The organism is Alteromonas sp. 5NW40-0090 (assembly GCF_057552975.1).
Genome location: NZ_BAAJLT010000012.1, coordinates 166,850 through 186,733, shown reverse-complemented (window position 1 = coordinate 186,733; position 19,884 = coordinate 166,850). Strand labels below are relative to the sequence as shown.

19 protein-coding genes are annotated in these 19,884 nt (G+C 43.9%); 6 read left to right on the top strand and 13 right to left on the bottom strand.

What is annotated here, in order from left to right; translation table 11 throughout:
* Positions 1 to 14: 14 nt before the first annotated feature.
* The 4 genes from AC27KT_RS15790 to AC27KT_RS15775 all read right to left on the bottom strand — a co-directional run bounded on the left by AC27KT_RS15790 (position 15) and on the right by AC27KT_RS15775 (position 4,389).
* Positions 15 to 611 carry a phosphoheptose isomerase gene (locus tag AC27KT_RS15790; protein ID WP_039218864.1) on the bottom strand — a complete coding sequence of 199 codons (597 nt, stop codon included), beginning with the start codon at positions 609 to 611 and terminating at the stop codon, positions 15 to 17.
* A 167-nt stretch (positions 612 to 778) separates the two neighbouring features.
* A complete protein-coding gene (locus tag AC27KT_RS15785; RefSeq protein ID WP_487131530.1) occupies positions 779 to 1,867 on the bottom strand; it encodes a glycosyltransferase family 4 protein in 1,089 nt (362 codons plus the stop codon).
* Positions 1,868 to 2,027: 160 nt separating this feature from the next.
* On the bottom strand, positions 2,028 to 2,369 hold the full coding sequence (locus AC27KT_RS15780) for a YraN family protein (protein WP_487131528.1): 342 nt from the start codon (positions 2,367 to 2,369) through the stop codon (positions 2,028 to 2,030).
* Between the two features lie 4 nt (positions 2,370 to 2,373).
* The gene (locus tag AC27KT_RS15775) at positions 2,374 to 4,389 is read right to left on the bottom strand and encodes a penicillin-binding protein activator (RefSeq protein ID WP_487131526.1); all 2,016 of its coding nucleotides are present in this window, start codon (positions 4,387 to 4,389) and stop codon (positions 2,374 to 2,376) included.
* Between the two features lie 141 nt (positions 4,390 to 4,530).
* Here AC27KT_RS15775 and rsmI point away from each other — a divergent pair, with 141 nt between their 5' ends.
* Together rsmI and AC27KT_RS15765 are read left to right on the top strand one after the other, a co-directional pair.
* Positions 4,531 to 5,367, top strand: coding sequence for a 16S rRNA (cytidine(1402)-2'-O)-methyltransferase (gene rsmI / locus AC27KT_RS15770; protein WP_487131524.1), 837 nt, complete (start codon positions 4,531 to 4,533; stop codon positions 5,365 to 5,367).
* Between the two features lie 106 nt (positions 5,368 to 5,473).
* Positions 5,474 to 5,737 carry a hypothetical protein gene (locus tag AC27KT_RS15765; protein WP_487131522.1) on the top strand — a complete coding sequence of 88 codons (264 nt, stop codon included), beginning with the start codon at positions 5,474 to 5,476 and terminating at the stop codon, positions 5,735 to 5,737.
* 143 nt (positions 5,738 to 5,880) lie between these two features.
* On the opposite strand, the gene AC27KT_RS15760 is transcribed toward AC27KT_RS15765, so the two are convergent.
* The 5 genes from AC27KT_RS15760 to AC27KT_RS15740 form a co-directional block, all read right to left on the bottom strand.
* Positions 5,881 to 7,236: a CsgG/HfaB family protein gene (locus AC27KT_RS15760; protein ID WP_487131520.1), complete on the bottom strand. Its 1,356-nt coding sequence runs from the start codon at positions 7,234 to 7,236 to the stop codon at positions 5,881 to 5,883.
* A 252-nt stretch (positions 7,237 to 7,488) separates the two neighbouring features.
* Positions 7,489 to 8,619, bottom strand: coding sequence for a carboxynorspermidine decarboxylase (nspC, locus tag AC27KT_RS15755; RefSeq protein WP_487131518.1), 1,131 nt, complete (start codon positions 8,617 to 8,619; stop codon positions 7,489 to 7,491).
* A 190-nt stretch (positions 8,620 to 8,809) separates the two neighbouring features.
* The gene (locus tag AC27KT_RS15750; protein WP_179984346.1) at positions 8,810 to 10,012 is read right to left on the bottom strand and encodes a saccharopine dehydrogenase family protein; all 1,203 of its coding nucleotides are present in this window, start codon (positions 10,010 to 10,012) and stop codon (positions 8,810 to 8,812) included.
* Between the two features lie 299 nt (positions 10,013 to 10,311).
* Positions 10,312 to 10,722, bottom strand: coding sequence for a hypothetical protein (locus tag AC27KT_RS15745; protein ID WP_487131516.1), 411 nt, complete (start codon positions 10,720 to 10,722; stop codon positions 10,312 to 10,314).
* Between the two features lie 210 nt (positions 10,723 to 10,932).
* Positions 10,933 to 11,970 carry an AraC family transcriptional regulator gene (locus tag AC27KT_RS15740; RefSeq protein ID WP_487131514.1) on the bottom strand — a complete coding sequence of 346 codons (1,038 nt, stop codon included), beginning with the start codon at positions 11,968 to 11,970 and terminating at the stop codon, positions 10,933 to 10,935.
* A 99-nt stretch (positions 11,971 to 12,069) separates the two neighbouring features.
* On the opposite strand from AC27KT_RS15740, the gene AC27KT_RS15735 reads away from it, so the two are divergent.
* Together AC27KT_RS15735 and AC27KT_RS15730 are read left to right on the top strand one after the other, a co-directional pair.
* Positions 12,070 to 12,498 carry an SRPBCC family protein gene (locus AC27KT_RS15735; RefSeq protein ID WP_487131512.1) on the top strand — a complete coding sequence of 143 codons (429 nt, stop codon included), beginning with the start codon at positions 12,070 to 12,072 and terminating at the stop codon, positions 12,496 to 12,498.
* Complete coding sequence (locus AC27KT_RS15730; RefSeq protein WP_487131510.1) at positions 12,485 to 13,297, top strand: sterol desaturase family protein; 813 nt, start codon at positions 12,485 to 12,487, stop codon at positions 13,295 to 13,297. The genes AC27KT_RS15735 and AC27KT_RS15730 overlap by 14 nt, the downstream gene beginning before the upstream one ends.
* On the opposite strand, the gene AC27KT_RS15725 is transcribed toward AC27KT_RS15730, so the two are convergent.
* A complete protein-coding gene (locus tag AC27KT_RS15725) occupies positions 13,279 to 14,232 on the bottom strand; it encodes a 1-aminocyclopropane-1-carboxylate deaminase/D-cysteine desulfhydrase (protein WP_487131508.1) in 954 nt (317 codons plus the stop codon). The genes AC27KT_RS15730 and AC27KT_RS15725 overlap by 19 nt on opposite strands.
* Positions 14,233 to 14,508: 276 nt before the next feature.
* On the opposite strand from AC27KT_RS15725, the gene AC27KT_RS15720 reads away from it, so the two are divergent.
* Positions 14,509 to 14,997, top strand: coding sequence for a chalcone isomerase family protein (locus tag AC27KT_RS15720; protein WP_487131506.1), 489 nt, complete (start codon positions 14,509 to 14,511; stop codon positions 14,995 to 14,997).
* A 60-nt stretch (positions 14,998 to 15,057) separates the two neighbouring features.
* Entirely contained in the window at positions 15,058 to 15,618 is a 561-nt protein-coding gene (locus tag AC27KT_RS15715; protein WP_487131504.1) for a DUF3833 domain-containing protein, read from the top strand.
* 84 nt (positions 15,619 to 15,702) lie between these two features.
* Here AC27KT_RS15715 and AC27KT_RS15710 read toward each other — a convergent pair whose 3' ends face one another.
* The 3 genes from AC27KT_RS15710 to aceK form a co-directional block, all read right to left on the bottom strand.
* Positions 15,703 to 17,103, bottom strand: coding sequence for a HAMP domain-containing sensor histidine kinase (locus AC27KT_RS15710; protein ID WP_487131502.1), 1,401 nt, complete (start codon positions 17,101 to 17,103; stop codon positions 15,703 to 15,705).
* Positions 17,100 to 17,780, bottom strand: coding sequence for a response regulator transcription factor (locus tag AC27KT_RS15705; RefSeq protein WP_039218823.1), 681 nt, complete (start codon positions 17,778 to 17,780; stop codon positions 17,100 to 17,102). Before AC27KT_RS15705 ends, AC27KT_RS15710 begins: the two co-directional genes overlap by 4 nt.
* Before the next feature lie 283 nt (positions 17,781 to 18,063).
* Positions 18,064 to 19,794: a bifunctional isocitrate dehydrogenase kinase/phosphatase gene (aceK, locus tag AC27KT_RS15700; protein ID WP_487131499.1), complete on the bottom strand. Its 1,731-nt coding sequence runs from the start codon at positions 19,792 to 19,794 to the stop codon at positions 18,064 to 18,066.
* Positions 19,795 to 19,884: the final 90 nt, after the last annotated feature.

Here is a 19,884-nt window from a genome sequence, read left to right as displayed (position 1 = left end):
CATAGTTAATTTAATTACTCATCGCCGTGATCTGAGGGGAACAAGCTGTCGTCAATACATTCACATAAATTGTGAATGACCAGCAAGTGCACTTCTTGGATGCGCGCTGTTCGATTAGACGGTACGCGAATTTCTACGTCATGTTCGCTCAAGAAGCCGGCCATCTCACCCCCGTCTTTGCCGGTAAGCGCGACTATGGTCATATCGCGGGAAAGTGCCGCTTCCATTGCTGCAATAACATTGCGGGAATTACCGCTAGTAGAAATGGCTAGAAGTATGTCGCCGGGCTGACCTAAAGCTCTCACTTGTTTAGCAAATATTTCGTCGTAGCTGTAATCGTTAGCAATAGACGTAATGGTTGAGGTGTCTGTACTTAACGCTATTGCAGGTAGGCTAGGACGGTCGCGCTCGTAGCGGTTCAACATTTCAGATGAAAAGTGCTGAGCGTCGCCCGCAGAGCCGCCATTGCCGCAACTCAACACTTTATTCCCTCTTATTAATGCTTCAACCATCATATATGCAGCTTTTTCAATGTGCTCTGGTAGTGTTTCCGACGCTGCTATTTTTGTCTGAATACTCTCGGTAAAATTCGCTTTTATTTGTTCAATCATCTGACGTCTCTTTGTCATCAACTATCTACAGGTCGATTTCTGATAGCTGTACTATCGTGGTTAAAAGCACGATTTAACGTTTCGACCAGTACTTGTGAAATATTTGCCCAAGTCCCGCTAACTTACTTTGTAAACACAGCTTGGCATGAAAGGGCCCTAGTCGTTATTTATTGAAGCGAGCGAAAAAACTCAACTAAGTTTCTTGCTTCATCTTCAACCTTGAAATTTTTTACAACGTGTTCGCGACCAGCTTTGCCCATTTCCGCAAGTTTATCCATATCTGAAAGCAGTAAATCCATATGTTCAGTAACAGATTGCTGATCTTGGGTAGGCACGATGTAACCGTCTATGCCGGGTCTTACAATATCTTCCCATGCACCAGCCTGTGTCGCTAGTACAGCCGCACCTGCACTCATGGCCTCAGGAACAGTTAAACCAAATCCTTCGTTATAGCTAAGAGCACTAACTAGCGACAGTGCACTAAATATTTTCGGAATTTGTTCAAACGGCAACTCACCTGTGAAAATAATTCGGTCAGTTAAACCTGCTTCGAGAACCTTCTCTTTAAGCTGATTAACAAACTCTTTGTTGCTAGAAGAGATGGCGCCCACCACTACCGCATTTACATCAGGGTATTTAGGTAGAATTTTTATGCACGCTTCCACAAAAAGATGAACACCTTTTTGCTCTCTAACTCTGCCCAAAATGCCTATACCGTATTTTCCGCCGTAACCTAATGATTGCCATGCTTTCTCTTTGTTTTCGGCTGGCGTGTAGTTGTCTATTTGCACACCGTGAAGATTTATCTTGGCAGGTGGTTTGTTTAAATACTTGGCGGAGCGGTTACTCATCGCAATAACAGCGTCCATTTTATTGCTTAACCATACCGTTGAAGGTGAACGCTCACGCTGAGCGGCTGAACTAAATACAAGCTTTATTTTGGCTCGAAAAACATATTTAAGGATTACGCCTTGAATCATCTCATCAACGCGACGTGCATGAAAAATTCGCCATTTACCATTACTAAGCGGACGTCGACACATTTTGGCAACCTCCCAAAACGTAATCGTCATCGCTGGATCTGAAACGAAGTGCTTGCCCATGATACGTAAATTGATCATGTGCTTTTGAAACGACGTCACTTGCAGCATTGTGGATGTTACACCAGAAAAGTTGGCACTTGAGTTGCCAACTATTAACTCTATTTCTTGATCATCAACACTGCTAGGCGATATCTTTCTATTGGGGTGACTCATTATATGTAGGAACCTAAGAAACTCTTATCAAATAAATGAAAGCTTGTAAAACTAAGATAAAACAAACGTAATGCCTTACTTTTTAAAGACGTTGCCATTTATTCTCGAACGCGTTTACATCCAGCACACTTGTTTAATCCTCTTAAAGTACCGTTAGCTTTCAGCCTACGTTCTTTAACCATTGAAGATTGCTACCGTCTATCGCAATAACATCTATTCGTAAGGGGGTAGATGCTGGATTCATTCCATTATCTAACAAATAAAAACCAAACGCAGCCTGAATTCGTTGTAGTTTTTTGGCAGTAACAAACTCTAAAGCACTGCCAAACTGATTTCGTTTTCGGTATTTTACTTCAACGCACACTATGGTGCTGCCGTCTTGCATTACAATGTCGAGCTCGCCACGCCGCGTGTGGTAGTTTCGACACCGAAGAGTAAGGCCTTGTTCCATAAGATATTTACAAGCCTTGTCTTCTGCTGCATTCCCTTGCAGTGTTGACATAGTTTTACTCCGAAAGCATTTGAACTTTTTCGTTACGAATAATGGCTTGTGGCTGTTTGCGTATTACTTCACCTTGCTGGTTAAGGGACAGCGTACCCGTTAACCCTTCGTGTGAGAGATATTTCAGCGTGTTGAGCATTCCTAGCTGTGGTAGCAATTGGTAAGCGTCAAAACCAAATGCAAACAAACGCTTCTGCATAGTATTTTGATTTTGCCATGCCTGTTCTACTTCTTGTTGAAGAGGTTGCCAACTATGCGAAGGCATTAACCAAGGCATGTCGATAAAATGTACATTCTGAAGGTCACGCCATTGGTTTTTTCCGCTGTCGTAATCCATTGAACGCGATGTAGCATAGACAGGAACTTGTTTTCCATCGTATGGATTTAAACTCGCTTCTATAATTGGGTTAAGTAGCTCTGTGTCTTGCGGAGACGCAAATGCGACAATGGCATCAATATCTCGTCTACTTCGAGGCATGTTATACACCTCATCGTTGGTCATATACTCAATTTGATTAATGCGATCATTGCTTTGGGCTACGTCTAGGGCCTGAGTGATACCTTCGCGAAGCGAATTACTATCGTTAAATGTGACCGAAGTAATGTTGGTACGACGTTTGTTCTCTTGAGCGTTAAGCGACTTCCAGTATTTTTTAAACGTGGAGTCCATTCGCTGATACAAACTGCTTTGAGCGGCGATAACGATGGGCGCGCGATAGCCTTTGCTAAAAATATGTTCTGCCAATTGTTTGGCTTCATCTTCTGGTGCTAAACCGAAATAGTTCATTGAATTCGCTAGGTCTAGCGTATCTAACTCACCTTGTACCTCGGCAGCAGTTAGTCCATTCCCAGAACTTTGCAAGTCGTCATCTAGCAATGACTTAGGCGATGCTACCACTGAATTGTTTGGTGACGTACCGTTTGTAATTGCAGGAGCGGCGAGTTCTTCTGGACGGTTTAAGGCCAGTACGTTAACGCCAACAGGTAAATTAGGAATTAAACTTTCAACGGTATCTTTTAGTAGCGGGCCAACGATGAATTTAGTGTCGCCAATTTCATTAAGCAAATGCTGAGTGTCGACCTCGTTCGTGTCGATAAAACGAAGATGTGGAAGCAAGTGTTCATCTTGGCGTTTTTCTACATCAGTGTAGTAGGCGGACATTATCCCGTTTTTAACCGCTTGTCCTGTACGCGCTAACCGCCCAGAGAGAGGCAGTAATACTGCAATGTCATTCGCACCAGCGTCGGTAAGTTGTGTCGCCTTGAGTACATTGTCAGGTAATGTGTTTTCTAAAACGTGGCCCCGATAAACTTGTTGAAAGTTTTGAAGCTCTCTTGCCAATGATGCGGGAGACGACGCATTCTTTTCAGTTAACTCTCTAAGTGTGATAAACGGGGCGAGGGCTGGGTATGCTCGACCTACTTCATGAAGCCCGTCTTTGGGTATTGTAGTTAACCACTGCCAAACCTGATGTACTTTCTCTTCGTCCGATAGATTGGTTTGCAGAACACTGTTTGCTGCTGCGGCATAGTTACCTTGTTGCGTGAATAGCTGAGTTTGAAGCTCTGCTTTTTGGAATGCGGTTTCACCTGTAGCCTTTACGCCATCCAACATGGCCAATAGTTCTTCTACCGAGGCGTTAGGCATTCCCGCATAGGCCTTCGTAACCAACAGGGAATAATATGACTGATTACCCCCTGAAATACCGTCTTCTTTAACCTCATACAGCACTTGCTGGGCTAGTACGGGTTGTTGGTCTTGAAGGTATAGATCGGCTGCTTGCAGCAAAAGTGCATCGCGCTGTTCTTTATTGCGGGTACGTTCCCATATTTTTTTTGCTTCAAGGAGTTTGTGCTCGGGCGTAACCTTCTCTTCAACCTCTGTAGTTTCAACAGGGGTAGGTTCCACCACCACAGGCTTTGACTGAGTTTTGGGTGTACTTCCACAGCCCGATAACAGTAATACCGAAGTAACAGCTGTTAGCGTAAAAATTTTTCCAGCTTGTCCAATATGACGCACAGTTTCATTCCTTTTACATCGTTATAGGCCAAGTTTATCTTAACCAGTATGAAAATCTACGCTTGCCAGCATAATCTGGACTAATGGCGTGATACACTTATCGCATAACCTTCGAATTCAACGTAAGACTTAACTACTGTTATGACAGACACCGCCACCTTATATATTGTTCCTACGCCTATCGGCAATTTGGATGACATGAGCGCCAGAGCAATACGCGTACTAAATGAAGTAAGCTGGATCGCTGCAGAGGATACTCGTCACAGCGCAAGGCTTTTACAGCACTTTAGTATTGGCACGAAGACGCTTTCTCTTCACGAGCATAATGAAGATAAACGCACAGCAATGCTTTGCGAGCGGCTAAAGGGCGGTGAGTCGGTGGCATTAATTAGTGATGCCGGTACGCCGTTAATCAGCGACCCAGGCTTCGTTTTGGTGCGCAAGTGCCGTGAGCAGGGAATTCCGGTTAGCGCACTACCTGGGCCGTGTGCCGCCATAACGGCATTAAGTGCGTCAGGACTTCCCACCGACAAGTTTATATTTGAAGGCTTTTTACCGGTTAAAACGCAAGCGCGAGAAGGGGTCCTGTCAGCCCTTCTAGATAGAACGTTTACCACGGTTTATTATGAAGCCCCACGAAGAATTCTAGATACGGTTACCGATATAAAGCGCGTTTTAGGCGAACGTCACCTTGTAGTAGCAAAGGAGCTTACTAAAACCTTCGAAACCTATGTGAGTGGTTGCGCGCAAGATGTGATTGATTATCTCATTGCTGATGCTGCACACCAAAAGGGAGAATTCGTGGTTATGATAGGCCCTGCTAAGGTAAGTGACCAAGCGATACCCAATGATGCAATGTCACTGCTAAATACCTTGTGCGAACATATGCCGCTTAAAAAGGCGGCAGCCGTTGTAGCCAGCCATTACGATTTGAAAAAGAATGCACTGTATCAAGCAGGGCTAGATGCAAAAGAGTAAATTGTCTTAATCGAGATTGATCTTAAGCGCTATTTGCGAAATACAAAGCAGTAAATGCTACTTCAACCATTACTGAAGAACAGGTTGAATGCTAAAGGAGGCGCAAATGACAAAGACACTTAAGATCACTATGTCCGATGGTAAATGGCTAGTTGATATATTCTCTCAAGCGAACGACTCTGGCGTTTATGATTTAATTCATCCAAATGATGTGACAGAAGTCTCGTTAAACGAAGGTGAGATGTACGGCTTTCGCTACAGCCTACAGGGTAAACCAGGTACTTCTTTTAAAATTGCATTAGACGATGACGTACTAGCTGAAGGTGAGATCGATAGAACTGAAGTGGCGTCGGGTAGCGGTGTACTCTAGTCTTTAATACTTAAAGTGTGCCCCTCGCTTTGATTAAAGTGAATTGCAGATTAGTGAAAAGAAGAATTTTTTCTTAAAGAAGTATCTTGATGGAAATAGAAAAAGCCGCACATTTTTGCGGCTTTACTTAGTTGGCACATACACTAAATACCTTCTGGAAACAGGCTTTCTTTTGTTACTACTTGTATGCTTTCAATAACTTGACGAACATCGTCGTCGAGTTTTTCATTTCGAAGCGCTAAAGTGCGGTTGCGCTCAAACAGCTCAGTGTGGCTTTCTAACCTTCTTCCCATTTTTCTCCAAGCTTGAACTCTAGCTTCATATGGCCATGCTTCCAGTTCAATGCGATGAGAGTCTAACTGAGTTAAAAGCATGGTAGCTGCTGCCGCCATGGACATTCCGCCTGGCCAGTTAGGGTTTTTATTTTCTGGGTCGAAAGAAACAAACGCAGTCATTAACGGGCCATAGTTTTTCAGCCAGTCGTAGTACTTGTTAAAGGCTTTCTCATCGTATTCATCCACATCAAAGTTATAAGAACGGCGATCAGAAACTGTAACCCTTGAAGGAGTGTTATCCACATAGACAGCAGTTGTTGTCGTTGAGGTAGTTATTGCAGGTGCATCGGTAGCCTCGGGCATGGGGTCATTAGCGCCCCCCACAGTTAATCTTCCGCCTTTTCCTAGCCCACCTTCAACTTCTTGGGCTTTGTAAGAGCGAAGCGCGATTACCATCTGGTTGAAAGAGTCAGCAAAAGCAGTGACCAGCATTTTTCCTTCAGGCGTTTTTGAGAAGCCACCAGCGCCACCTGCTGCTGCGCCAGCAAACATGCCGCCAAATAAGCTAAAGTCGTGATTCGCGGCACTGCCTGTTGAAGCAGAAACTTGAACACCTGAACGGTTATCAATGAGCAGTAAAGAAGTGGCCGCTTCGTTTTTGCTAAAACCTCCGCCAACAATAGAGCCTAATGTTCCAAAAAGGGCACCTGCTATCGCTTTACCACCTTGTGTTTTTTCGGCAAACAGTACAGATGGGCTAAGCGTGTAATCAGCTGCTACCATCTGACCACCCCCAATATTAGAGCCGGAGCGAAGCTGCCCTGACTGCATAAGTTGACGCTCAGTGTTCATTGCATTCATAGCGCGACCACGCTCAACAATTACGAAACAGTTAGACTGTTGAATCATTAATCTGATAACAGGTATGGTACTGCCGAGTTTTGGGTAAGTTCTGCGATACTCTGACCACCAGGGCAAACTTGTATCTTCAAAAACACTGAGTGTACCGAGTGTTTCGTCACAATTCTCTAATTGTGCATTATTATTAGAAGCCGTAGCGCCGCCAGCGCCACCACTTACTGCGCCTGAACTTCCTCCTCCCATAGAGGGGGTAGTTGACATACATGCTGTGGTTAAAAGAAGTGCACCAAGTACAGATACAAGGGGTTTGGCGAATGTGCGAACATGAATTACACAGTCTGAGCCTAGATTATTCCTTCTCACGATCAATTCCTCTGATAAAGATAAGATATAACCGAGACAGGCAATTTTTGATGGTTTGATACAACACCTGAATTCGGTGTCGAACAAAAGACGACGGAGTTAGAGACTCACCTTGAATAGGGCTGGTATGTCGAAATTCCCTTTTGACTACTCAACAAACCCAAAATAGCACTTCAGGGAAAACGGAACAAGCAAATTGATCAATATTTGATCAATTTGCTTGTTGCATGCATTTCAAATGAAGTCCACGTTTTAAGACAAACGACCTTTAAAGTCTTCGTAGCTGAATTCGCGAACCAGTTCAAAGTCGCCGTTAGCGCGCAGAATACCGATAGCGGGGTGTTCTACACCGTTGAAGAACGTGGTTTTTACCATGGTGTAATGCATCATGTCTTCAAACTGTAAACGATCGCCAGCCTTAAGGGGCGCATCAAATGAATAGGTATCAATAACATCACCGGCAAGGCACGAGTTACCGCCTAGCTTCACATCATATGCCTTTTCATTTGGCATGCCTGCGCCCAAAATTGTAGGGCGATAAGGCATTTCCAGTACATCTGGCATATGTGCAGTAGCTGAAATGTCTAAAATAGCGATATCCCCGCCGTTTTCCACCATATCAACTACTTCGCAAATTAAAGGTCCCGTTTGCCATGCAACGGCAGAGCCCGGCTCAAGAATTACGTCTAGGTGTGGGTAACGGGCTTTAAAGTCTTTTAGCGTTTTGATGAGGTGCTCAACATCATACCCTTCACGGGTCATCAGGTGTCCGCCACCTAGGTTTAACCACTTTAATTGACCAAGCCATTTGCCAAAACGCTTTTCAATGGCTTCAAGCGTGCGTGCAGTAGCAAAAGAATCACACTCACAAAGGTTGTGACAATGAAAACCTTCAATACCCGATAAGTCTACGCCTTCTAGCTCACTAGCTCGTATGCCTAAGCGCGAACCTGGTGCAGCCGGGTCGTACAGTGGCGTATCTGCTTCTTGATGCTCAGGGTTTATGCGAAGGCCTAACGACACGTCTGCTAGCACGTCTTTGTGCGCGTGCCACTGGGTCAAACTATTAAAAGACAGGTGATTAACAAGACCCGCCAATTCCTTTGCGTCATTCACTTTGTACGCTGGAGAATAAGCATGAACTTCTTTACCCATCTCTGCAGCAAGCTTTGCTTCCCAAACCGAGCTGGCCGTTGCTCCGTGCAAATACTGTTTTATGATGTCGAAACAAGACCACATAGAGAAGCCTTTAAGCGCCAGGATAATACGTGCGCCAGATTCGTCTTGAACCTGTTTCATCAGCTCAAGATTACGAATTAATTTTGCTTCTTCCAATACATAGCAAGGAGAGGGGATATCAGTGCGTTGCGTTAAATCGGTCAATGGGATAAAGCTCCAAAAAATAAAACTACTTTCAATATTTGTGCAACGCTTAATGTATTACATAACTGGCCTTAGCTCAAAAAAACGCGGGCCAGTGCAGTTGAATAACCAAGGGTAATTTAAGTCGGTTCCAATGCAATTATAGCGTCAACAAAAAAGGGCGCTTGAATTAAGCGCCCCGATATATCGATTATTTGGTGAAAGGGCTGCTTTCACATTCAAGTACGTGCCATGGTAGGCCGTGCTCATTAAGCATTTCCATGAATGGGTCTGGATCGAATTGTTCCATGTTCCAAACACCCGCTTCTTTCCACGTGCCGTTAAGCATAAGCGCCGCGCCAATCATAGCAGGAACACCAGTGGTATAAGATACTGCTTGCGCACCCACTTCTTCGTTACACTTCGCGTGGTCACAGTTGTTGTAGATAAAGATAGTTTTTTCTTTGCCATCTTTAATACCTGTGATGTAAGTACCAATGCACGTCATACCGCTGTAGCCTTCGGCAAGTGAGCCAGGGTTAGGCAGTACTGCTTTTAAGAACTCTAGAGGTACAATCTTCTGGCCTTGGAATTCAACCGGCTCAATGCTAGTCATACCAATACCTTCAAGTACACGCAGGTGGTTTAAGTAAGCATCGCCAAATGTCATCCAGAAGCGTGCGCGCTTAAGGGTAGGGAAGTGCTTAACAATAGACTCAAGCTCTTCGTGGAACATCAGGTAAGACGCACGAACACCAATGTTTTGATAGTCTAAGTCTTCACGTACGCTCAGTGGATCCGTTTCTTTCCACTCGCCATTTTCCCAAAAGCGACCGCGCTGGGTAATTTCACGAATATTGATTTCAGGGTTGAAGTTAGTCGCAAAAGCCTGACCGTGATCGCCGCCATTACAGTCTACGATATCAAGGTAGTGGATTTCGTCGAAGTAATGCTTTGCTGCATACGCTGTGTAAACGTTTGTTACACCAGGGTCGAAGCCACTGCCAAGAAGGGCCATAATGCCCGCGTCTTTAAACTTGTCCTGGTAAGCCCACTGCCACGAATATTCGAATTTCGCTTCGTCTTTTGGCTCGTAATTGGCGGTGTCTAGGTAATCAGTATTAGTTGCAAGACATGCATCCATAATCGGAAGGTCTTGATACGGCAACGCTAGGTTGATTACTAGGTCTGGTTTTACTTCGTTGATAAGTGCTTCAACTTCTTTTGCGTTGTCAGCATCAACAGCGAAAACACCCTTGACGCGATCTGCACCTACCTCTTGTTGTAGCGCTTCACACTTAGATACCGTACGGCTTGCTAAGTAAATTTCGTCGAAATGTTGCGGTAAACGTGCACATTTTTTCACAGTTACCGACGCAACACCGCCAGCACCAATAATTAAAACGCGAGACATAATAACTAATCCCTAATTTTGCTAATGAATTTTGGGCTGAATGCTAGCAGACCAATGGGATTTGGCAAGCAAAGACAGCCTATGACAGTACAAAAAATTTTAATCGTAACAACGAATGTAAAAGGTATTACACACCAGCCAGCAGCCTACCTTTCAAAGGCCTCATTATTTACTATTTATGTTCCATGTCGAGGTACGTCGTTTCATTGATGTTTGAGCCGATACAAAAACAGACACGTTTTTGAAATCACTACGTGTCTGCTATTCTGCTCATTTAAGAGTCTAAAACCGCTAGAATACTAGCGAGTAACCGTGTCTATTGGCGGTGAAATTACAATTTTGCCATCAACCTTATAATAAGGGTAAAGAATCAAACGCTCTTCATGATTTGGTGTAGCAGTGGCAATGGCAATGGCGTCGAGCGTTTTACTGTCTTGCGTATTAACTGCCGCAGCATAAACTAATACGCTATAGCTGTTAGTGTCGGTGGTGGTATCAATAATTCGCCACTGAAGCTGCTCGATAAGCTGCGACTCGCGCTTCTTATCTTGCGCTTCATCGTTGAAAATACAACCTACTCGGCCGTTTTCATAGATGGCGGCAAAGGGGTAAAACACATCGCATACAGGTAAAATAAGCTCACATAAGCTTAGTGACTTCGACACGAGTACGTTTAATGGCGTTGGCAATGTAACTGGACGGTCGATCATAGCGCATCTCCTGTGAGTTAGCGTTGCTAGACACTTGCTAATACCTACGCTTACAACGTCACATTAGTTTAATATTCATTATTGCGAAAGGTGAACATTGTTTTTTCGTACTAAAAGGTTAATAGACTTGGTTGAGCGATTACAGTGTGTTTGTTCTTTCTTTCTGATAAGGCGCGTTGAAGGTTGAATGAAAGCATAGTTGAAACCCTTTCATCCGCGCGCTAAAAGTTGTTTTTGGTATTTCAGTGGTGTTGTCGAGTACCACTTTTTAAAGGCGTGGGTTAATGATGATTGTTCCTGAAAGCCCAATAAATCTGCAGTATCAGCGATGGAGTGATGTTTCAGCAAATCATCTAAGCGGGCTTTGCGTTCGCTATTGAGAATTTGTTGAAAACTGGTGCCACTTTGCTTCAATTTTCGCTGCAAGGTGCGAGGACTGATAAAAAGTGCATGGGCTACGCGTTGCTGATCGCAGCCTTTTAAGGTTGGATTAGCCTTTAAAAGCGCAACGACTTTATGACTTATATCTTCATGTCGATTGGCGTTGAATTGGCTATTGGCAAATTGAGCACGGTCACCGCCTTTGCTCGCCATTAGTTCTTCTTCGGATACTTTCACCAGCGCACTAAACATCGCTTTATTCTCGCTGGTAAATGGAATATGTAAAAGGTGCTGAGGAAAAATAATGGCATTAGTGTTGGCGTTATCAACCACCTCACAATTGAACCACATCGCTAGCATGGCTTTTTCCGAATCGCTCAAAGGAAACGTAAAGGTGACGGCATTCAGTTTACAGGCAGAACCTAATATCTTGTAGACGGTTGCTACCCAGGCTGTGGTGTTGCGCAATACCATCTGCTTGCAATCGGCGCTTTTGGGTACCCACTCAACGCGGGTATTGTCAGGTTCGAAAAACACGCTAGTGGTACCAATGTCAGCGACTAAAGCGTCAAAGCGGGTTAGCGCATTAATGGCTTGAGCCAAGTTTTCGCAACTTTCAACAAGGTAACCCAGTACTCCGTAATCTTTCGCCTGAATATGTTTACCCAACTCAAAACCAAATAGCGAATTGTTGGTTAATGCGACCCCTTGGTTTAACAGCTCAACGTATAAATTCATATCAAAACGTGAAGAGCCAGACAGTGAGTCATGCTTTTGGGTAGTTAACGAAACATTGTCGGCATTAACGCCTAAGCTAACTAAATAGCTCACCGTACTTTGGATATAGGCTGAGGAAACTGATGGCATATGCTTGTCGCAAAATAACAAAAACACTGTCGCATTAACGCAAGATAAAATAGAAATGTCAATTTATGCTAGGAGCCGTCAGAAAAGGAAATATCGTAGATGGTTGATGTTTACTACCAAAAAAAAATTGCTGCAACGCCACAAGAACTGCGCGATACGCTGCTTGATCACCAGAATTTAAGCGATTTTTTCAACGCGTCGTTTAAGGTATTGAAAGCAGAAAGTGATAATGAGATTAGCGGCGGAAAGGGCTGCGTAAGAGAAGTCACTATTCTGGGAGTACGCTTTAAAGAAGAGATTGTTCATGCAGATACCAACGGCATTGAGTATAGAGTGGTTGATGACTTCCCAGTGAAGGCTCACAGGGGCGTTATTGCGTTCACGCAGCAAGAAAATGCAACAAAGGTTTCTTATCGCATTACCTGTCGGGCGCCCTGGTATGTACCAAACTGGTTACTGACGCGCCTGTTGCAAAACGATATAGAGCAATGTCTAGATAAGTTAGGAGCACGCTTTGATCCCCGTTGAACTTATTTTGCTAGGCTTGAGCCCTGTTTTTCTACTTTGTGTCTTTATTGAATTTAAAAGAGCGCGACAGTTTTACAATGTAAAAGACAGTGTGAACAATGCCTTACTTGCACTATTGCATCAGGGCTCTGATGCTTTGGTCTTGCTTCTACTAATGCCTTTTTTTATTTGGTTGCACCAGTTTTCGCTATTTAAAATAGAGCTCAGTGCACTGTCACTTTTTGCAGGTTTTGTCCTACAAGACTTTTTGTATTACTGGTTTCATCGCGCGTCACACAACATACACTGGTTTTGGTTGGCCCATGTGGTACATCACAGTTCAACAAAAATGAATTTTACTACGGCCTTCAGGCAAAGCGTTTTGTATCCGTTTGTGGGCATGTGGCTGTTCTGGGTACCAATGATTCTTGTTGGTTTTTCGCCAAGTCTGGTCTTTGCCATTGTCGCTATCAATCTGGCGTATCAGTTTTTTGTACACACTCAAACGATTGGAAACCTAGGCTGGGTAGAGCGCATCTTCAACACGCCTACGCATCACCGTATTCATCACGCAACGAATAAACCATACATCGATAAGAACTACGGTGGCGTGCTTATTATATGGGATAAGTTATTCGGCACGTTCGCTGAAGAAGACAAAACGATAAGGATAAAGTACGGCATTGTAGGAAAAATGCCTAAGGACAATCCACTTAGCGCCAACTTCAGTCAAATAGGTGTGCTTCGTGAACAGCTTCAGCAGGCAAAAGGGGTTAAAGCAAAGTTGAAGCGGTCGTTTGGCTATCCTGTAGCAGATTGATGAAATGCTCTTGCACCCTGCAAGCCGCCTGTGTGCAGTACAACAATGCGTGACCCGTATTCAAACATACCTTTAGCCAGCATATCTTTAACCGCCCAGAAGGCTTTGCCGGAATAAACAGGCTCGATATCAAACTCGAAAGTATTATTAAAATCGTTGCAGAAGGTTTGAAGCTCATTTGGCGCTTTGGCGTAACCACCGAAGTGATAGTTGTGTTCAATATGCCAATTTGATCGCCCAAGCGAGGCTGGAAGAAATTGTTCGACCAATCCTTCTAAGTAGTCTTCACCCTTCAGCACGCCAACACCGACAGCTTTGCAACCAGTGTGATGGAGAGTCTCTTTCGCATTATTTTTATTACGTTTATTTAATGCACTGACTATTCCCGCCAAAGTGGCTCCACTAGCGACAGGAGCGACAATAAAATCAAAGTCTATGTTAATTTCATCAACCATGTTCTTTATCCCTTGAAGCGCTTGTGCTTGGCTCCCGCCCTCGGGAATGATCATCGCGTCAGGTTGTTGCTGCTTAAGATGAAGTAGATATGCACTATCGTTTCGCTTTTTGTAAGTGACTCGGTCTACATAGTCGATGCGGGTGCCCCAACTTTTCAAGTCCTCAATCATGGGGGTAGGTGCAGCACTGTAGTCACCGCGAATAATGGCGTTAAAAGGAATGCCCAATTTATGACAAACAAAGCCTAGTGCATGCAGGTGGTTAGAGAAACCGCCGCCGAAACTCACTATCGTTTTTGGCAACGGGCTGGTGAGCGCATGACTTAGCTTTCGCCACTTATTACCTGACATCACAGGGTGAATAGCATCATCGCGTTTAACAAATAGGGATACCTTGCCGGCACCTTCCCAATTTGGCTTAAATGGGATTAGCGGTGACGGCAGGGTTAGTGACATTTTAAAAGCATCAAGGGAAAGCACAACGAGAGCCTTGTGTCAGTTGATCAAATGTGTGAAGGCAAGAGTATAACCAGATAGAAATTCAATAAAAGACCCGTAATTTTCGTTACGCGTCATAAGAGCACAATTATGGTTACAAAAACGTATGGTCTTTTTCGCCAGCTGTCAGCCAAGCCTTTATCCATGCCCCTAAAAAGTGTCAGTGGCGTGTGGAGATATTCGATGTACAGCCCTAGCAAGGTTGCGAAGATATTTTCTATCATTCTTTTTGTTTCGTTATCAACAAGCGGGCTAACCATGTCAAAGAATGCGGTTGCGCAAGAGCTAGATGCTAAGCACATCAGCAATTATGTTCCCAATGCAAAGCTCGTTGGGAAAGGAATGTTTTCTTACTACTTCTGGGATGTGTATACCGGTGAGCTTTACGCGCCTGAAGGTGAATACGCTAACCAGCCCCCTTTTGCTCTCAAGTTAACGTACCAGCGAGACCTGGAAGGCAATAAAATCGCCCAGCGTTCTATTGATGAAATGAAAAAACAAGGGGACTTATCGGCTGAAGACTCAGATAAGTGGCTTTCTTTGATGAATAGTATCTTTCCAGACGTCAGCGAGGGTGATGTTATTACTGGTATTGCCACCGAAGATGGCACAAGTGTGTTCTACGTGAATGGTGAAAAGGCTGATGAAATCGAAGATAAAGCATTCACACAGCGTTTTTTTGATATTTGGTTAAGCGATAAAACGTCTGAGCCAAAATTTAGAAAGAAGTTATTGGGAAACGGATAAAGTCGACGCTTTATCAGCAACATGCCAAGTTTAGCTCGTCAATTGATTAAGGTTACTAAAGTGATAAAGAATACTGTGAAGTTGTTTGTAGGTTTGGGCATTGCTGCTTTAACGGTGGCGGGGTTATCTGGATGCTCGGTCTCTGTGGAAGGTGAAGACTACAAGTCTGTATCGCCTGTTTTCGATATCGAGCAATTTTTTGACGGGAACGTTAAAGCTTGGGGCATTGTGCAGAATCGCTCGGGAGAGGTGGTACAACGGTTCGTAGTAGACATTGATGGGTCAATTGATGGCGATACGTTAACTCTTGATGAGTCCTTTAATTACGGTGTGGGCGACGGCCCAACATCCCGTACGTGGACCATTGTAAAGCAGAGTGATAATAGCTATGTGGGTCGCGCGAGTGACATTGAAGGTCCTGCCAAAGGCACAAGCTTTGGTAATGCATTTAATTTTCATTATGAGATGGATTTGCCGGTAGACGACACTACCTATTCAGTGACGTTTGACGACTGGTTTTGGGCATTTGACGACAGCACTATGATGAACCGTTCGTATATCCGCAAATTTGGCATTGTGATGGCAGAAGTGACTATCTTTATGCAGAAGCAAGCAGACTAAAACGTAATTAAGTTTGACTGGTAACGAGCGCTGAGCACATTAATTAACTTTATTTGCTCGAAAACAAATGGAATAGACAATGCCTCAGCGCTTGAATGTAAATACAACGCCTAACCCGTGCCCTTTAATAAGCGGGTCGTGAACAAACCAAATGTGGCCGTCGTGTAACTTCACAATGGCAGACACGAGCGATAAGCCCAACCCATTTCCCTTACTAGTTCTACTGCCGTCTGCCCGATAAAATCGGCGTTCCAGATTCACAATTTCATGTTCACCCACGCCAACTCCCGCATCGTTCACGGCAATTACGATATGACTTGCTGTGGTATAGAGCTGTACGGTGACCACGCTTTTTTCGTTAGAGTACTTTATGGCGTTGTCTAATACGTTAGCTACAGCTTGAAATAGTAGGTTAGGATCGGCAAACATTGTAACTGCATCGAGCTCGCTCGATAGGGTAATATCGCGCTCTTCTGCAAGGGGGTGATATAGGTCAACCACGTCCTCTACAATGGCGCGTACGTCAGTGGAACAAAAGCCTTCTTTCTTATTGGTGGTTTCAAGCCCACTTATGCGTAATAAGCTGTTAAACATGTTAAGCAGATTGTCCGCTTCTTGGGTTGTATCTTCCCTTAGTTGATTGTCTTCGATTTTTTCTAGCGTGTTGCGCAGTCGAGATAATGGAGTGCGAAGGTCATGGGCGATGCTATCGGTTACTGACTTTATATTGTTGACTGAACTCTCGATAGTATCGAGCATTTGATTGAACACAAATGACAAACTGCTCAGGTCATCCCAATTACTATCAATCTCCAAACGCTCTTCAAGACTGCCGGTTTTTATTATTTTGTCGGCGGTCTGCGACATGCGGTTGATTCTATTAACAACATAAACAGCGATGGCAAAGCTAAGAACACTCAATGTGCCAAGTAAAATTACAATAATCCAACTGAAGGTTTTGCCAAACCATTGTGCGCTGTATAAGTCGTCGATGCCACGACCAACATAAAGTACGTGCTCACCAAGCGTGACTTCCCTCATTAACGCCTGACGTAACGTTTTTCTCGTTGTGCTATTCGGGCGGGTGATCACTATTTCTGCGGTGTCAAAGCTAGCGCCTTTGTGGCGCTCAAGAACAAGGGGAATCGTAGACAAATTGCCAGCCACTACCTGTTCGTCTTTACTCAGAGCAACAAATGAACGTAGGTGGTCGGAAGCTGAGGTGATTGTTGAGCCACTTGGCGAATGTAGACCATTGTCTTTGACTATCGCCGATTTTACCGCGTCAATACCGAGGTTTTCATAGAGAGTGATAAGCGCGTTTGTTTTGGCATTAACAGCAGCATTAGACTCTGATATGAACAAGTCGCTGCTTGTTAATCGCCAAAAATAAACAATTAGAACAATAGCTATACAGGCCAGAGTGGTGAGCAATACGCCTACGCGAAAACTTGAGCTACGCGTAAAGTCGCGTATCGCTATCATGCAAGCCCGTCCGCTATTCGATACCCTGTACCTCTTACGGTTTCGATAAGCGGAACGTTAAACGCTTTATCCACTTTTTGTCGCAAACGACTAATGTGAACGTCAATCACGTTAGTTTGCGGGTCAAAATGATAATTCCAAACTTGTTCAAGCAGCATGCTTCGTGTGACTACTTTGCCTTTATGACGCAGTAAGCACTCAAGTAATTGAAACTCTTTAGACTGTAGGTCAATCTCTTGATCGCCGCGTAACACTTTGCGGTTAACTAAATCGAGCGTGAGATCACCAACCTTAATAAGCGTTTTGTCTTCGCTCTCTTTGTTGCGGCCAGCAAGGCCCTCAACGCGTGCAAGCAACTCTTCAAAGGCAAAAGGCTTGGTTAAATAATCGTTAGCGCCTGTTCTAAGGCCTTTCACTTTGTCTTCAACTTGGCTTTTTGCACTTAATAACAAAACAGGAGTTGTGTTTCCTTCTTCGCGAAGTTTTTCTAAAACAGAAAAACCGTCGAGTTCAGGCAACATCACATCTAAAATTACAGCGTCTAAATCGTTACTGGACGCTTGCTGGTAGCCGGATGTTCCATCACCTACAGTAATACATTCATGCCCTTCACCCAATAGTCCATTTGCAATGTGCGAGGCAACCTTTGGATCATCTTCTACAAGTAGCACTTTCATTATTACGCTTCTTTTGTTTATCTACATTCACACACTTATTTGGCGTTGCTGTCACCGTTGTGTTGCGATCGATTATCAGCAAGCAAAAACAAGCAGACGCAAAGCAAAATCGCTTTCATGTACTTTTACGAGTGTTAAGTAATGAAACGATCACTTTTAAGCTTTTTCGCATGTAGCAACAATTTGGGTAAATATTAAAGCCTTGTAAGCAGCTTACTAATATTTTGAATTGGACCATGTCAAACTAGTGTGGCGACAAGTTTATAACCAAACGCTTTTTTCCCTAACTTCTTTCAAAACGCATGCTTGGATTATAAGGGGTAAAGTGCTGAACGTCCCCGCGCGCACACTTCTTTTGTACTTCATGCCAATACTCTGGTGTCATCAAATCTCCATGCAGCGACTTTAGAATATCTTTGAACTTGCGCTTACCTACAATGAAGTGCTCGAACTGCTCGGGGAATACGTCATTAGGCGCTACTGAGAGCGTATCAATAGCATAAGGATCGTCAGATTTCGGCAGGGATCTAAAATTGCGCTCATTCATTAAACAAATTTCATCATAGTCGTAGAAAATAACGCGGCCATGACGGGTAATACCGAAGTTTTTATGTAGCATATCGCCAGGAAATATATTTGCCATAGCAATTTGCTTAATGCACAGTCCAAGCTCATCTAGTGCGCGGGTAATTTTCTCTTCATCTGTTTCTTCTTGTAGATACAGATTAAGAGGCGTCATTTTCCGTTCAATGTACATATGTTTGATGATGAGTTCGGATCCTGTGAATTCTAAGCTCGAAGCACACGTTTCCTTAAGCTCTTCAATTAGCTCCGCCTCAATTCTATCTAACGGGAATCTGAAGTTTACGTACTCGTGGGTATCAGCCATTCGACCCACACGGTCTGACATTTTTACGAGCTTGTAGCATTCTTTTACGTGCTCTCGGGTGATCTTCTTACTTTCAGCAAACTCGTCTTTTATTATCTTAAAAACTACACCATAAGAGGGAAGATGGAAAACCATCATAACCAAGCCACGAATACCGGGCGCTGCTTCGAATTTGTCGTCCGATTCCTCCATGTGCTGTAAGAAATTGCGATAGAAAACCGTTTTACCATGCTTATAGTGTCCCATTGCCATATACAGCTCGAAGTGCTTTTTATTTGGCAATAGCTCTTGGAGAAATGCGGCAACTTCTGCAGGGTTTTGGGTATCAGCCATAAAATAGCTGCGCGCAAATCCGAAAATAACGCTCAAGTCTTTGCGATCGGTCAGCAGTGCATCCACAAACATATGGGGCTCGTTGTACCTGCGCATTGCAATAACAAACGGCAGCGTTTCATCGGGCATGCAAATTCGGCCAATCAAATAAGCGGCTTTGCCTCGGAAAAAAGTAGGTTTTAGTATTTCTACTGCTTGAACACTGGCTAACTGCTCTTTATTCAGTCGTGCGCGAAGCGCTGTTTCAAGGTTTTGTAAGTCTCGTTCAAAGTTTTCAAAGGGAATATTGTAACGATAAATTTTAAATATCGACTCATACATTTCACGCACGGTCGTAGTGGTGTCGAAGCTGTTGACTACTTTGTCTCGGTCTTGGCCAGGTAGAAAGCACCGGCTGGGCAGTACGAACATCATGTCGTTGTCTATTTTTCTATGCTTAAACAGGCGGCCAATTACAGAATTATAGAATGTTTCAGCCAGCTCAAACTGCGGGTGGCCCTCAAGCTGTAAAGCAAATACTTTTTTTAGTTCTTGCCAAAACGCATCATCTTTTTGATGCACCTGAGTGAGTTGGTAAATTTCAGCGACAGCATCTGATAGGCTTTGTTCATAGATAGTAATCCGCTCTTTGGAAGCTAACTGGGTTTCTCTCCAATCACCCTTTTCGAATCTTTCTTGTGCGCCCCGTGTAATTCGGGTGAACCAACGGTAACTCTTATCGAAATGGGACAAAATCTGATAGGCAACTTTTTTCACCAAGTTTTTGTCTTGGGTCGCAGATAACTCTTGCATAGGGATGTCTTCCTTTTTTGTTACGCCTTATATCTACCACAAAACATGCTAATAGGAGAGGAGAGTTTGGTGTCGTTATCGAGTAAGTAG